The organism is Sphingomonas sp. Leaf412 (genome assembly GCF_001425405.1).
Taxonomy (GTDB): domain Bacteria; phylum Pseudomonadota; class Alphaproteobacteria; order Sphingomonadales; family Sphingomonadaceae; genus Sphingomonas.
On sequence record NZ_LMQP01000001.1, the window covers coordinates 439,203 to 453,844 of the forward strand.

Annotated in this window: 14 protein-coding genes; 10 read left to right on the forward strand and 4 right to left on the reverse strand. The window is 67.4% G+C overall.

The window, feature by feature from the left end:
- Positions 1-64: 64 nt before the first annotated feature.
- Entirely contained in the window at positions 65-613 is a 549-nt protein-coding gene (locus tag ASG29_RS01980; protein WP_055979394.1) for a pyridoxamine 5'-phosphate oxidase family protein, read from the reverse strand.
- A gap of 53 nt (positions 614-666) precedes the next feature.
- Between ASG29_RS01980 and ASG29_RS01985 the strand changes: the two genes are divergently transcribed.
- Together ASG29_RS01985 and ASG29_RS01990 are read left to right on the forward strand one after the other, a co-directional pair.
- Complete coding sequence (locus ASG29_RS01985; protein WP_055979397.1) at positions 667-912, forward strand: type II toxin-antitoxin system CcdA family antitoxin; 246 nt, start codon at positions 667-669, stop codon at positions 910-912.
- Positions 912-1,208: a CcdB family protein gene (locus ASG29_RS01990; protein WP_055979399.1), complete on the forward strand. Its 297-nt coding sequence runs from the start codon at positions 912-914 to the stop codon at positions 1,206-1,208. Before ASG29_RS01985 ends, ASG29_RS01990 begins: the two co-directional genes overlap by 1 nt.
- Before the next feature lie 10 nt (positions 1,209-1,218).
- On the opposite strand, the gene tldD is transcribed toward ASG29_RS01990, so the two are convergent.
- Positions 1,219-2,643: a metalloprotease TldD gene (gene tldD, locus ASG29_RS01995; protein WP_055979402.1), complete on the reverse strand. Its 1,425-nt coding sequence runs from the start codon at positions 2,641-2,643 to the stop codon at positions 1,219-1,221.
- A 388-nt stretch (positions 2,644-3,031) separates the two neighbouring features.
- Positions 3,032-3,265, reverse strand: a complete 234-nt coding sequence (locus ASG29_RS02005) for a zinc-finger domain-containing protein (RefSeq protein WP_055979407.1) — start codon at positions 3,263-3,265, stop codon at positions 3,032-3,034.
- A 72-nt stretch (positions 3,266-3,337) separates the two neighbouring features.
- On the opposite strand from ASG29_RS02005, the gene ASG29_RS02010 reads away from it, so the two are divergent.
- Complete coding sequence (locus ASG29_RS02010) at positions 3,338-3,886, forward strand: hypothetical protein (protein ID WP_055979410.1); 549 nt, start codon at positions 3,338-3,340, stop codon at positions 3,884-3,886.
- A 274-nt stretch (positions 3,887-4,160) separates the two neighbouring features.
- Complete coding sequence (locus tag ASG29_RS02015) at positions 4,161-5,108, forward strand: ABC transporter ATP-binding protein (RefSeq protein ID WP_055980705.1); 948 nt, start codon at positions 4,161-4,163, stop codon at positions 5,106-5,108.
- Between the two features lie 18 nt (positions 5,109-5,126).
- Here ASG29_RS02015 and ASG29_RS02020 read toward each other — a convergent pair whose 3' ends face one another.
- The gene (locus tag ASG29_RS02020) at positions 5,127-5,300 is read right to left on the reverse strand and encodes a hypothetical protein (RefSeq protein WP_156457837.1); all 174 of its coding nucleotides are present in this window, start codon (positions 5,298-5,300) and stop codon (positions 5,127-5,129) included.
- A gap of 86 nt (positions 5,301-5,386) precedes the next feature.
- On the opposite strand from ASG29_RS02020, the gene nadB reads away from it, so the two are divergent.
- The 6 genes from nadB (at position 5,387) to ASG29_RS02040 (ending at position 14,577) form a co-directional block, all read left to right on the forward strand.
- Complete coding sequence (gene nadB / locus ASG29_RS02025) at positions 5,387-6,970, forward strand: L-aspartate oxidase (RefSeq protein ID WP_055979415.1); 1,584 nt, start codon at positions 5,387-5,389, stop codon at positions 6,968-6,970.
- A 441-nt stretch (positions 6,971-7,411) separates the two neighbouring features.
- A complete protein-coding gene (locus ASG29_RS02030; protein WP_082515553.1) occupies positions 7,412-8,581 on the forward strand; it encodes a serine hydrolase in 1,170 nt (389 codons plus the stop codon).
- Positions 8,582-9,102: 521 nt separating this feature from the next.
- Positions 9,103-9,426, forward strand: a complete 324-nt coding sequence (locus ASG29_RS16590) for a hypothetical protein (RefSeq protein WP_156457838.1) — start codon at positions 9,103-9,105, stop codon at positions 9,424-9,426.
- A 61-nt stretch (positions 9,427-9,487) separates the two neighbouring features.
- On the forward strand, positions 9,488-9,943 hold the full coding sequence (locus ASG29_RS16595; RefSeq protein WP_156457839.1) for a hypothetical protein: 456 nt from the start codon (positions 9,488-9,490) through the stop codon (positions 9,941-9,943).
- 117 nt (positions 9,944-10,060) lie between these two features.
- Positions 10,061-12,835, forward strand: a complete 2,775-nt coding sequence (gene polA, locus ASG29_RS02035; protein ID WP_055979418.1) for a DNA polymerase I — start codon at positions 10,061-10,063, stop codon at positions 12,833-12,835.
- Between the two features lie 212 nt (positions 12,836-13,047).
- Positions 13,048-14,577 (forward strand): lipopolysaccharide biosynthesis protein, encoded by a 1,530-nt coding sequence (locus ASG29_RS02040; protein WP_055979421.1) that lies wholly within the window; start codon positions 13,048-13,050, stop codon positions 14,575-14,577.
- Positions 14,578-14,642 lie beyond the last annotated feature (65 nt).

Here is a 14,642-nt window from a genome sequence, read left to right on the forward strand (position 1 = left end):
TCCAGCCGGCCGACGAGGATGTTGGCCAGGTTGCGGTCGTAGCGCCCCAGTTCGACCAGGGCCATCAGGCGGCGACGGTCGGATTGCGCACCGGCAGGCCATCGATGCTTTTCGTACGCACCGCATATTTGGCGAAGCGCGTCGCATCGCCGTGCTTCTCGTGATATTTCGACAGCGTCTCGCGCTCGCGCTCATACGCCATGTACGGCACGCCCCAGCCGCACGACGTCTGCACCTGATCGATCGCGACCACGAAAATCTGTCGCGTGCCCGGTAACAGCGTGAAGCGAGGCGCCAGTTCCGCCCACTCCGCATCCTGCGGCAACACCGCGCGCCCGCGGCCGTAGATGCGGAAGATCAGCGCGGGATTGTCGAAGGCGCAGAACATGATCGTGATGCGCCCGTCGGCGGCGAGATGCGCATTGGTCTCGTTCCCCGACCCCGCGACGTCGAGATAGGCGACGGTGCGGTCGTCCAGCACGCGGAAACTGTCCATGCCCTTGGGACTGAGGTTGATCCGCGCACCGTCCGCCGCGGTCGCGACGAAGTACACCGGCTGCTTCGCGACGAACGCGCGGTGTTCGGGCAGGAGGGCGGGGAAGAACTCGGCCATTGGCGGGGCCTCCGGAAATTGACGCGCATGGATGATGCGCATAGTTTCCCGGCATGAAGCATGATCCGATCGTTTCCGGCAAACGAAAATCCGTCAACATGTCGATCGATACCGGCATTGTTGCGGCAGCGCGGGAGGCCGGGGTCAACCTGTCGCAGGTCAGCGAATCCGCCATACGGGACGCAGCGAAGGCGGAACGCGACAGACGATGGAAGGAAGACAACAAGGAATGGGCGGAATCCGTGAACCGGTGGGTCGAGGAACATGGCCTGCCGCTGGAAAAGTATCGCCTGTTCTGATGGCGCAGTTCGACGTGTTTCGCGCCACGGACGGAGGATTGCTTGTGGACTGCCAATCCGACGCGCTCGCTTATCTCGCCACACGGCTGACGGCGCCGCTCATGCCGTTGAGCAAGGCGCCCGAGGGGCGACCGCGGATCAACCCGGTGTTCGATATCTTCGACGAGCCGCACGTTCTGGTGACCCAGTTCGCAGCATCGATCCGGAAAACCGAATTGCGTCGCAGGGTTGCCGACCTCACACCTTATCGACTGGAGATCGTGTCGGCGTTCGACGTCCTGCTGACGGGTGTGTGACGGCCGATTTTCAGGCCGCCGTCCCGCCCACCGTCAGCCCGCTGACCAGCAACGTCGGCTGGCCCACGCCCGCCGGCACGCTCTGCCCGCCCTTGCCGCAGATGCCGATGCCCTCGTCCAGCGCGAAGTCGTCGCCGACGCCCAGCACCTTCGTCAGCACACTCGGCCCGTCGCCGATCAGCGTCGCACCTTTGATCGGCGCGCCGATCTTCCCGTCCTCGACGAGGTACGCCTCGGTGCAGCTGAACACGAACTTGCCCGACACGATGTCGACCTGCCCGCCGCCGAACGACTTGGCGAAGATGCCCTTCTTCACGCGGCTCAGCAGCTCGGCGGGATCGTCCTTCCCGCCCTTCATGAAGGTGTTCGTCATCCGCGGCATCGGCGCGTGGGCGAAGCTTTCGCGGCGGCCGTTGCCCGTCGCCTCGACGCCCATCAGCCGCGCGTTCAGCCGATCCTGCATATAGCCCTTCAGGAAGCCGTCCTCGATCAGGATCGTCTCGCGCGTCGGCGTGCCCTCGTCGTCGATGGTCAGCGATCCGCGGCGGTCGGGCAAGGATCCGTCGTCGACGATCGTGATCCCGCGCGCCGCGACCTGCTCGCCGATGCGCCCCGAAAAGGCCGACGTGCCCTTGCGGTTGAAATCCCCTTCGAGGCCATGGCCGATCGCCTCGTGCAGCAGCACGCCGGGCCAGCCCGGACCGAGCAGCACCGTCATCTCCCCCGCGGGCGCCGCGACCGAATCGAGATTCACCAGCGCCTGCGCCAGTGCCTCGTCGATCGCGCGGTTCCACGTCGCGGGCTCCATCACGCGATCGTACAGGTAGCGCCCGCCGATCCCGAAGCTGCCCGTCTCGCGCCGCCCGTCCTTCTCCGCCACGATGCTGACGTTCAGCCGCACCAGCGGGCGCACGTCGGTGGCGACGAAGCCGTCGGGGCGAACGATCTCCACCACGCTCCACGTGCCCGACAGGCCCACCGACACCTGCGCCACGCGCGGATCGCGCGCGCGCGCGGCAGCGTCGATCGTCTGGCACAAATTCACCTTGTCCGCGAAGGGGACGAGGTCGAGCGGATCGGCGTCGGTATAGAGCCGCGCGTTCGTGCCCGCGGGCGCCGCCGATTTCGGCGCGGCGGACGGATCGATCAGCGCCATCGTCTCGCCCGCCCGCCGGATCGCCGCCTCCGACAGTTCGTTGGCATGCGCGAAGGCGGTCATCTCGCCCGACACCGCGCGCAGGCCGAACCCGGCGTTGGTGTCGTAGGACGCGGTCTTCAGCCGCCCGTCGTCGAAGCCGAACGCCTCCGCGCGGCGATATTGCAGGTACAACTCGCCGTCGTCTGCCTTCGCCAGGGTCTGCGCGGCGAGCCGCTGCGCCGTGTCGGGATCCAGCGAGTCGCGGTAGAGGAAGCTGCGGGGATCGGTGATGGTCATGACGCGATTATAGGAACGCTTCCGTCAAACGTCACGTTCGCCTTCGATCGCGCGCCGTCCCGCCTCGACCCCTTTGAGATAGAATCCGTACGACAGGGCGAAGAACCCGTAGACCATCAGGACGATCGTCAATGTCATCGGGCCTCCAGACAACGCCTGAGCGTTCTTGCGCTGACGACGGACAGGGTCCGGCGGGTAGCGATGTCAATATAGGGTGAAACCGTCTCGTCCTGCAAGAATTGCGCAGCGATCTGACAACGCTGGCTTTCGCGCTCGCGCCCCTGCTTCGCCGCCACGCCGACGTAGCTCAGTACCCCCGAAATGATCGCGGCCAGACCGGAGGTGATAATCAGTGCCGCCCAGTCGGTGGGAGACGACCGCCGTCCCGTCACCGCCCGGCGCCGTCCCCATGGTCGCGCAACGTCGCCTGGTCCGCGCCATCGGCCGGGCCGCCGATCAGGATGAAGCGGCGATCGCAGTAACCGCAGTCGACATAGCCGGTGTCGTCGATCTGCAACCACACGCGCGGATGGCCGAGCGCGGCGCCCCCGGGGATGTCGGTCGCGCCGTCGCAGGCGACGCGGGGGGCGGAGACGCGGGCGGTTTCGGGCGGGGCGATCATGACGGTCGGTTAGCAAGCGTTGCGTCGCGCTTCAATTGCGCGCTTCATCGCGCCCGAGTTTGGGGATCGATCATGACCATGTTTCGCCTGCTGCCCGTGCCGCTCCTGCTCGCCGCCGCGGCGCCCGACGCGCCCGTGACCGTGGCGGCGGCGCGCACCGGCATGGCCGGCACCTGGGCGGGGAAGCTGGAATATCGCGACTATCGGGCGGACCGATGGTTCGGCATCCCCGTCGTCACCGTCATCGAGGCGATCGGCGACGGCCGGACGCTGATCCGCAAATCCGCGTTCGACGACGGCCCGCGCGTCGGCACGGTCCACATCACCGGCGTCGCGCTGTACGATCCCGCCGCCGGGACGGAGACGTCGGTCGCCGTGCGCGCGGGCAAGACGGTGGAGCCGCCGTCGACCGCCCGCCTTCGCCTCGCCGCGGCGCGGGATGCGACGCACTGGACCCTGGTGGAGGAGCGCGACGGCACCGACGACGATCGGCCCGCCCGCATCCGCGAGACGACGGTTCGCGACGGCGAACGCATGACGACGCTGAAGGAAGTCGACTTCAGCGACGATGCGGCGACGACGTGGCTGTCGCGCAACCGCCGCACGCTCGTACGGCGCTAGACGGGATCGATATCCCGTCGCTCGCTGTGCCAAGAAGGTATTTGTGCACGCCGAGGCGCAGAGGACGCCGAGGTGTTGCGCGCGCGGCGGCGCTTCCGATCTTCAACGCCTGGGCATGAAGGATGTCGGCGCGAACAGTCGCAACACTTCTGCGTCCTCTGCGCCTCCGCGTGAAACCAACGCCTTACTTAATTTTTGCGGCGTCGCGCGAATCCGAAAGACGACCCCCAGACGTGTCTTGGCGTCGCGCCGCCCTGCGCCTATCGCCATGCGCATGACCAGCACCGCCGCCATCTCGATCCGCGACCTGTCGAAGACCTATGCCGGGATCAAGGGCGGCCCGGCGAAGCAGGCGCTCGACTCGGTCAGCTTCGACGTGCCGCAGGGCTCGATCTTCGGCCTGCTCGGCCCCAACGGCGCGGGCAAGTCGACGCTCATCAACATCCTGGCCGGGCTGGTAAACAAGACCGGCGGGACGGCGTCGATCTGGGGCTTCGACATCGACGCGCACCCGCGCAACGCCAAGGCGTCGATCGGGATCGTCAATCAGGAGATCCTGTTCGACCCGTTCTTCACGCCCATCGAGACGCTGGAGATCCAGGCGGGACTGTACGGCGTGCCCAAGGCGCAGCGGCGGTCGATGGAATTGCTGCGCGCCGTGCACCTGGAGGACAAGGCCAACGCCTATGCCCGCACCCTGTCGGGCGGCATGAAGCGGCGGTTGATGGTGGCCAAGGCGATGGTCCACGCGCCCCCCGTGCTGGTGCTGGACGAGCCGACCGCGGGCGTCGACATCGAGCTGCGGCAGCAATTGTGGCGCTACGTCCGGTCGCTGAACGACGCGGGCGTGACGGTGGTGCTGACCACGCATTACCTGGAGGAGGCGGAGGAATTGTGCGACCGCATCGCGATCATCGATCGCGGCCGCGTGATCGCGAACGAGCCCACCGCGCAACTGGTCGGCAAGGCGCAGGAGAAGGTCGTGGCGGTGACGGTCGACCGCGACGTCGCGACGCTGCCCGACAATGCCTGTTTCGGGAAGATCGTGCTGAAGGGCGCCCGCACGCTGGAGATCACCTACGCCAAGGACCGCGTGAACGCGGGCGAGGTGCTGGGCGCGGTGCAGGCGGACGGGTACGGGATCGTCGACGTGTCGACCAAGGAAGCCGACCTGGAGGACGTGTTCCTCAGCCTGACGCGCGCGAACGCCGCCGCGCGCTGAGGCCGCGGGCGCGCGGCACTACGCCGTCTCCAGCGCCCTCGCGCCGCCCATCAGCCGCTCCGCCTCGTCGATCATCACCGCGGCCGTGCCCTGGTCGCGCGTGCCGACCGCGATGCCCAGGCAATTGGCGGCCTCCCGCCGCAACCGTTCCGCGCGCTGCCGCCGGCGATCGTTTTGTCCATCCTTCTCCATGCCTTGCCAATGCCGATCCGCGCGCACGGTTCCTTCGTCGCGCAACGGACTGTCGCATCGCCACCATTTCGTGTCAGGAGGGCGGCATGACCACGACCAGCGACGTCCTCATCGTCGGATCCGGCGCCGCCGGGCTCACCGCCGCGCTCAACCTGGCCGACCGCTTCCGCGTGACGGTGCTGGCGAAGGGGGCGCTGGACGAAGGCTCCACCGCCTGGGCGCAGGGGGGGATCGCCGCGGTCCTCGAACCCGGCGACACGTTCGAGAACCATGTGCAGGACACGATGGTCGCGGGCGCGGGGCTGAACGACCGCGCGATCGTGGAATTCGTGGTGGAGGGCGCGCCCGCGGCGATCGCGCGGTTGCAGGAACTGGGCGTCCCCTTCGCCGAGGAGGCGGGCGCGCTGCACCTGACGCGCGAGGGCGGGCATTCGCACCGCCGCATCGTCCATGTCGCCGACGCCACCGGGTGGGCGGTGCAGGAAGCGCTGCAACGCGCCGCCGAAGCGCATCCCAACATCACGCTCCTGCCCGACCAGGTCGCGATCGACCTGGCCACCAGCCGACACGAGCAACGCTATTCGGGCGCGGGCAACGTATGGGGCGTCTATGCCATCGACCGCCGCGCGGGCACGGTGGCGGTCCACACCGCGCGCGCGACGATCCTGGCGACGGGCGGCGCGGGGCGCACGTACCTGTTCAGCACCGCGCCGCGCGGCGCCACCGGGGACGGGATCGCGATGGCGTGGCGCGCGGGCGCACGCGTCAGCAACATGGAAATGATGCAGTTCCACCCGACGTGCCTGTACAACCTGGACGTCAAGAACTTCCTGATAACCGAGGCGGTAAGGGGCGAGGGCGGGCGGCTGATAAACCCGCAGACCGGGCGCCGCTTCATGCCCGATTACGATGCGGAGCGGCTGGAACTGGCCCCGCGCGACGTGGTGGCGCGCGCGATCGATGCGGAGATCAAGCGCTACGGCCTCGATTACGTCCACCTGGACATCAGCCACATCCCCGCCGATTTCGTCCGCGGGCATTTCCCGAACATCCACGAAAAGCTGCTGGGCCTCGGCATCGACATGACGACGCAGCCCATCCCGGTCGTGCCCGCGCAGCATTATACCTGCGGCGGCGTGGTGGTGGACCGCGACGGGCGCACCGACCTGCCGGGCCTGTATGCGGCGGGCGAATGTACCGAAAGCGGGCTGCACGGCGCGAACCGGCTGGCGAGCAACTCCCTCCTCGAATGTTTCGTGTTCGGGGAGGCGGCGGCGGCGCATATCGCCGCGAACTGGGACGCGCTGCCCCCCGTGCCCGCGATCCGCGCCTGGGACGAAAGCCGCGTCGCCGATTCGGACGAGGAAGTCGTCATCAAGCAGAACTGGACCGAGATCCGCCGCTTCATGTGGAATTACGTCGGCATCGTGCGCACCACGAAGCGACTGGAGCGCGCGAAGCACCGCATTGACCTGCTGACATCCGAGGTCGAGGATTATTACGGCCATTTCCGCGTCACCCCCGACCTGGTCGAACTGCGCAACCTGTTGCAGGTCGCGGACCTGATCGTCCGCTCCGCGCTGCACCGCCACGAAAGCCGCGGGCTGCACTACGTGCTCGACTATCCCGAGACGCTGCCGGACGCGGTCGACACGGTATTGGTGCCCTAGCCTTCCGACGTTGCGAGCGCAGCGACGCAATCCCGCGGGGCGCGTGGAACCCTGGATTGCGTCGCTGCGCTCGCAATGACGGTTGGGCAGATCGCAGGCGTGGGGGCGCGGAGGTGTCCCGCGCGCGGCAGCGCGCTGCGACGATCACGCCTCGATCGGGAAAGTCGACGCCACCCCGGACGCGACCCCTCCGCGTCCTCCGCGCCTCCGCGCGAATCACACTGCCTTCCCCTTCGCGTCTTCGCGTCCTCGCGCGAACCCCTTCCTCGTCCACGACCACGCGACTCGCCGGGAATCAACGGTTTGTCCCATAAACCCGGCGTTCAAACATCTCGTCGTATACGAAGGGATGATCGTCGCACGCCCCCCATCCGCGGGATTGCCTTTCCGCCGCCATGGCCGTCTCCCTCGGACCGACACGGGGGCGATGCGACGAGCGACATGATCGAGCGGCTGGCACAGGGACACGCGCGCAGGCTGGCGCTCATCGGCGCCGCGCTGCTGATCGCGGGCTGCGGATCGGGCGGGGGCAGCGTCGCGCTGATCCCCCCGGCCAAGAGCCAGAACCAGCAGCAGTGGCGCGACGCCGCGGCCTCGTTCGTGTCGATCCCCGTCCCCGCCGTCCAGCCCGTCACGCGCCCGCGCAGCGAGGCGCCCGCGGGCCTGCAATATCGCGTCGACCAACTGCTGCGCCAGTTCCCCGGCAAGGCCGGCGCCGCGATCGTCGCGGTGGACGAGGGGTGGAGCGTGTCGAGCGGCGGGACGCTCAGCCTGCCGCAGCAGAGCGTCAGCAAATTGTGGGTCGCGATGACGGTGCTGGCGCAGCGCGACGCCGGGCGGCTGCGGCTCGACGATCCCGTCGTCGTCACGCGCGACGACCTGACCCTGTTCCATCAGCCGATCGCGTCGCTGGTCCGCGGCGACGGCTATCGCACCACGGTCGGCGCGCTGATGACGCGCGCGCTGACGCAAAGCGACAATACCGCCAACGACCGGCTGCTGACCTTCGTCGGCGGGCCGTCCGCGGTGCGCGCGTTCATCGCCGAGAAGCGCCTGGGCGCGATCCGTTTCGGCCCGGGCGAGCGATTGTTGCAGGCCGGGACCGCGGGCATGACGTGGAACCAGTCGATGGCGCTGGGCCGCGGGTTCGAGGCGGCGCGCGCGCGGCTCGACCCCGCGACGCGGGCGGCGGCGTTCCGGCGCTATGTCGACAATCCGCCCGACGGCGCCGCGCCGCTGGCGATCGCGGACGCGCTGGCGCGGCTGGCGCGCGGGGAGTTGCTGAGCGAGACGTCGACCCGGCTGCTGCTGGAAACGATGGGCGCGTCGCGCACCGGCCGCGCCCGGCTGAAGGCCGCGACCCCGGCGGGGTGGGAACTGGCGCACAAGACCGGGACCGGACAGGATCTGGGCGGGCGCAACGCCGGGTTCAACGACGTCGGCCTCGTCACCGCCCCCGACGGCCGCCGCTACGGCATCGCGGTGATGATCGGCGACACGACCGCCCCGATGCGCACGCGCCAGTTCCTGATCCAGAACGTCGCCTCCGCCCTGACCGGCGCGATCCCGCTGCGCCCGATCACGCTGCCGGAGAGCGAAGGGACGGATTGAGGGTGGCGGCAGGCGATCCGCCGCTATTCGGTTCACTGCCCGGAGGCCTGATGCGACAAATCTAGCCAGCGCTCTCGCAGCGGTCTGGCGGGATGGCCAAGGCAAGCCGCATTCCACGATCGCCGAGCGAGGACCAAGCACGGCAGCATCATCGAGCTTGCTGTGGAGGCAGATCGACTTTAGCGGCGGTCGCCATTATCCATCGCCATCCGCAACTACTGATGACAGGTGGGGCGCTCGATCCAATTTCGACCCACCGTCCGACTCGCGACATACTTTTCGATGTCATGCGTTCGAGGAATGCAATATTCTTGTCGGCGGGAGCGATCAGACAGTGTGGGCAATAACGTCCCAGGACTACGATAGTCCACGCTGCGTACTAATCGGTAGGGAATAGGTTGATGCGCTCGACGTACACGATACTGGTTTTATGGGTAGCGTGCACATTTTCCGCATCCTGCTTCGCACAGGATCGTACCAAATTCGTCACCCCTCCGCCACCGGTCGAGGCTCCCGAATTCATGGTAGCGACCTATGTCGATCATACATTGGAAGCAAGATGCGCGGCGCACCGGATGACGGTTCGCTGGAAGTACGACGAAAGCGGCTTGCGCGTCACGAGTATAAGGTTCGCCGGCGCTTCGGGGGCGAGAAACGAACTTATCAAGATCAACTCATGGCTTACGGGCTTGCCCGGAGACGCTCTTGTCAGGGTCGAATGTGGTTTTGATGGCGCCGTACTAGCCTTCATCGATGCGCAAAGTGCTGGAAGCCACGGGGCGAAACAGGTCAAGATTAGCTGGCTTTCCAATAAGGCCGCGCTTATTCGACGTTACAATATGTAATTACGTTTGATCTTTCCATTTATCGCCAGTTTTTAATCCGCTATCAAGAATGGATCGAGTGATGAAGGCCTTGATGGCGAACATTCATGCATCTTTCTCGGCGCTGATTATCCTTTCGTTGTCGACGATGGCCCGTGCGCAGGATCGACCGAAATTCGCCGTACCGCCGCCGCCGGTTGAAGCCCCCGAATTCATGATCGCGACCGATGTCAGCCATACCGTCGATGCACGGTGCGCGGGCTATCGCATGAACATGGCTTGGAGATCTGGCGAAAACGGGACTATCGTTACCGGCATTGAATTTGGAAATGAAAAAGGGACAGCGTCTGAAATAGGAAAGATAAACTCCTGGATCAAAGGCCTGCCGGGCGATGTTCTTGTCCGGGTCGAATGTAATGTGGAAGGCGCGTTGCTGGGTTTTTTCAGCGCAAGACCCCTTGGAACCATCCGGACGAAAATGGTCGAAGTCAGTTGGCTCTCGGGCAAGGCAACCCTTATCGATCGCTACGATATGTAGCGATCGTTCAAGTCCCGGCTTCAACGCAAGCCGCCTGAAAACCGCCCGCACACGGCTCGGCCCGACCGGCGCGTTCGACGGGTGCCAATCCGCCCCCGCCCTGCTATTCCGCGCACGATGCCCCACCTCTATCTCGTCGACGGCTCCGGCTACATCTTCCGCGCCTATCACCGCCTGCCGCCGCTGACCAACAAGCATGGCGAGCCGGTGGGCGCGGTGTACGGGTACACGTCGATGCTGTGGAAGCTGGCGGACCAGCTGCACAAAGAGGGCGAGGGGGGCGCCGATGGGCCGACGCACATGGCGGTCATCCTCGACAAATCGTCGAAGACGTTCCGCAACGATCTGTACGACCAGTACAAGGCGCATCGCCCTCCCCCGCCCGAGGACCTGGTCCCCCAATTCCCGATGATCCGCGACGCGACGCGGGCGTTCAGCCTGCCGTGCATCGAGGAGGAGGGGCTGGAGGCGGACGACATCATCGCCTGCTATACGAAAGCGGCGCTGGCGCAGGGGTGGCGCGTCACGATCGTCAGTTCCGACAAGGACCTGATGCAGCTGATGGACGATCCGTCGGTCGACATGCTCGACACGATGAACAACCGGACGCTCGGCCCCGATTACGTGGTAGAGAAGTTCGGCGTGGGGCCGGCGCGGCTGGGTGATGTCCTCGCGCTGATGGGCGACAGCGTCGACAACGTGCCGGGCGTCACGGGCGTGGGGCCGAAGACCGCGTCGAAGCTGATCCTCGAACATGGCGACCTGGAGGCCGTCCTGGCCGCCGCGCCGGCGATGAAGCCGGGGAAATTGCGCGACAATCTGATCGCGCAGGCCGACGCCGCGCGGTTGAGCAAGGTGTTGGTGACGCTGAAATGCGATTCCGCGCTGCCCGAGCCGCTGGAGGACCTGGAACTGAAGGGCCTGCCGGAGGCGCCGTTGCGCGCGTTCCTGGAACATCACGGGTTCAAGACGCTCATGTCCCGCCTCGGCCAAGTCGCCGACGCGCCCCAGCCCGCCCCCGCCGCTACGATCGCGGCGGAGGACGATCCGCCGTGCGACCATGACGGGTATGAAACCGTGGTAGACGCGGACGCGCTCGACCGCTGGATCACGATCGCGCGGCATCAGGGCTGGGTCGCGATCGATACCGAAACCAGCGCGAAGGACCCGATGCTCGCCAAACTGGTCGGCGTCAGCATGGCGCTCCACCCCAACCTCGCCTGCTACATCCCCCTCGCGCATGGCGGCAGCGACATGTTCGCGGAAGTGCCGGTGCAGCTCGACCGCGACGTGGCGCTGGCGAAGCTCAAGCCGCTGTTGGAGGACCCGAGCGTCCTGAAGATCGGGCATAATCTCAAGTACGACATGATCGTGCTGTCGCGGCTCGGCATCGACGTCGCGCCGTACGACGACACGATCGTGCTCAGCTTCGCGCTCGACGCCGGCCTCCACGGCCACGGCATGGACGAACTCGCCGCCACGCATCTCAGCCATTCGTGCATCGCGTACAAGGACGTGACCGGCACGGGGAAGAAGGCGATCGGCTTCCACGAGGTCGATCTGAAGGCCGCCACGCGCTACGCCGCGGAGGATGCGGACGTGACGCTGCGGCTGTGGCGGCGGTTCCGGGCGCGGCTGCCGGTCGAGGGGAGCACGCGCGTGTACGAGATGGTCGACCGCGCGCTCCCCGCCGTGGTCGCGCGGATGGAGCGCCACGGGATCAAGGTCGATCGCGAGGTGCTGGCGAAACTGTCCGCGGGGTTCACGACGCAGATCGCGGAGCTGGAAACCACCGTCCACGCGCTGGCGGGCGGGCCGTTCACGATCGGCAGTCCCAAGCAATTGGGCGACGTATTGTTCGAGCGCATGGGCCTGAAGGGCGGGCGCAAGGGCAAGTCGGGCGTCTATTCCACCGACGTGACCGAGCTGGAGCGGCTGGCGGCGGACAGGGACTCGCCGGGCGCGGAGATGGCGGCGCGCGTGCTCGACTGGCGCCAGCTGACGAAGCTGAAGAACACCTATACCGATACGTTGCAGGAACAGATCCACCCCGAAACGGGCCGCGTCCACACCAGTTACTCGCTGACCGGCGCGCAGACCGGGCGGCTGTCCTCGACCGACCCCAATTTGCAGAACATCCCGATCCGCACCGAAACCGGGCGCCAGATCCGCGACGCCTTCGTCGCCGAGCCGGGGAACCTCATCCTCGCGGCGGACTATAGCCAGATCGAGCTGCGCCTGGCCGCGCACATGGCGGACGTGCCGCAATTGCGCGAGGCGTTCGCGCGCGGCGACGACATCCACAGCATGACCGCGCAGGAATTGTTCGGCACCGTCGACCGCGACACGCGCGGGCGCGCCAAGACGATCAACTTCGCGATCCTGTACGGCATCAGCCGATGGGGACTGGCCGGTCGCCTCGACGTGTCGGCGGACGAGGCGCAGGGGATGATCGACCGTTATTTCGACCGCTTCCCCGGCATCCGCGACTATATCCACGCCACGACGCAGTTCGTGCGCGAGAACGGCTATACGCAAACGCTGTTCGGCCGGAAGACGCACTTCCCGCGCATCAGGTCGAAGGTGCAGCACGAACGCCAGGGCGCCGAGCGCGCCGCGATCAACGCGCCGATCCAGGGGACGAGCGCGGACATCATCAAGCGCGCGATGGCGCGGATGGAGCCGGCGCTGGCGGAGGCGGGACTGACGGGCACGCGGATGCTGTTGCAGGTCCACGACGAACTGGTGTTCGAACTGCCCGAGGGCGAGGTCGAGCGCGCCCGGCCGGTGATCGAGCGGGTCATGGCGACCGCGGCGGAGCCGGTGCAGCGGTTGAGCGTGCCGCTGGCGGTGGAGATCGGGGTGGGGAAGAGCTGGGGGGCGGCGCACTAGATGCGTGTGCTATTCACCTTAAACCGTCTCCCCGGCGTAGGCCGGGGTCCAGCTGGGAAGGCAGATGTAACGGAGCGCAGCCCTTCGGTGTCCAGAGTTCCGCAACTGGACCCCGGCCTTCGCCGGGGAGACGGAATTGCGCAAACCGCCCTCACCCTTCCGGCGGGAGAGGGACGGGGCCCATCACGGAGCGATGGGAAGAGTGAGGGCGCATGACCACCCCCACCCCCGCCCCCACCGAGGACATGGCCGCGCTCGCGAAGGGCGGGCGGACCAACGTCGCGGGGTTCGTCCTGAAACTGGGCGCGCGGATCCCGTTCCTGTTCATCGCGGGCCATTATTACGGCGCGGCGCTGGTCGGGCGGTTCGCGATCGCGGTGGTGGTCGTCGAACTCGCCGCGCTGGTCGCGACCCTGGGCCTGAAGCGCGGGCTGGCGCAGGCGCTGTCGGCCACGGACCGGCCGCACGCCGCCGTCGTGTTCGACGCGCTGGCGGTCGCCTTCCTCGCCAGCCTCGCCGCGAGCGCCCTGCTGTTCGCCTTTCCGCAGCTGATGTACCCCAATTCCGCGATCGGCGGGCTGGACCGGCTGTTCCCGCTCATCATCCTCGCGCCCGCGCTGTCGGACGTCAGCCTCGCCGCGCTGGCCTACCGCCACGACGTGAAGGCGGCGGTGACCGCGCGTGCGATCGTGGAGCCGTGGACGCTGTCGATCGCGGCGTTCCTGTTCTCCTTCTTCACGATCAAGGACGGGCTGGTCCTGTCCTATGTCGCGTCGATGGTCGCGGCGCTGATCGCCAGCATCGTGCCTCTGGTGCGCAGCTACGGCCTGCCGCCGGGCTGGTCGCCGCACCTGCGCGACCTGTTCCAGCTGGCGCGCGCCAACATGCCGCTGGCGGGCGCGGACGCGCTGGAATGGGGCAGTCGCAACGTCGACCGGCTGATCCTGGGCCTGATGTTCGCGCCCAATGTCGTCGGCATCTATTACATGGCGCAGCAGGTCGCCTCGCTGCCGCAGCGGTTGAAGACCAGCTTCGACCCCATCCTGGGTCCCGTCGTGACCAAGAGCCTGGCGAAGCGCGACTATGCCGCGATCGCGCGGCAGGTGCGGCAGGTCGCGTTCTGGATCATCGCGGCGCAATTGATGCTGGCGCTGATGGCGGCGATCCCGCGCAAGGCGGTGATGGCCGCGATCGGCCCGCAATTCACCGCGGGCGCGGCGGCGATGGTGTTCCTGCTGTTCGCGGAGGTCTTCGCGTCGACCGGGGCAGTATGCGAATCCGCGCTGGTGTACATGGCGCGGCACCGCAATCTGCTGATTTCCGCGACGATGCTGGCGGTGCAGGTCGCCTTGTCCTTCGCCTTCATCCTCGCGATCCGCGACGCGGGCTACGGCATCACCGAACAGGCCGCGGGCGCGCCGGTGGCGCTGATGCTGGTGCTGCTGCTGACGTCGGTGGTGAAGGCGGGGCTGCTGAAGCGGTTATTGAACGCGCCGGTGTCGCCGATGCGCTGGCCGTTGCTGTGGGCGACGCTGGCGGCGGGCGCGGTGGGGGGCGCGTTCACGTTGCTGCCCCCCGGCTGGCGCGCGGCGCAGCTCGCGATCGGGGTGCCCGCGACCGCGGCGGCGTATCTGTGGGTGATGTGGCGCTACGCCTTCGGCCCCGACGACCGCGCCTTGTTCGGGAAGATGCCGAAGGCGGAAGAGGCGACGCTGCCGAACGAGGGGTCGTTTATTCGTTAAATTCCTCCCCGGTACGGGGAGGGGGACCATCCGCAGGATGGTGGAGGGGCTTTGGCAGCGCTCCG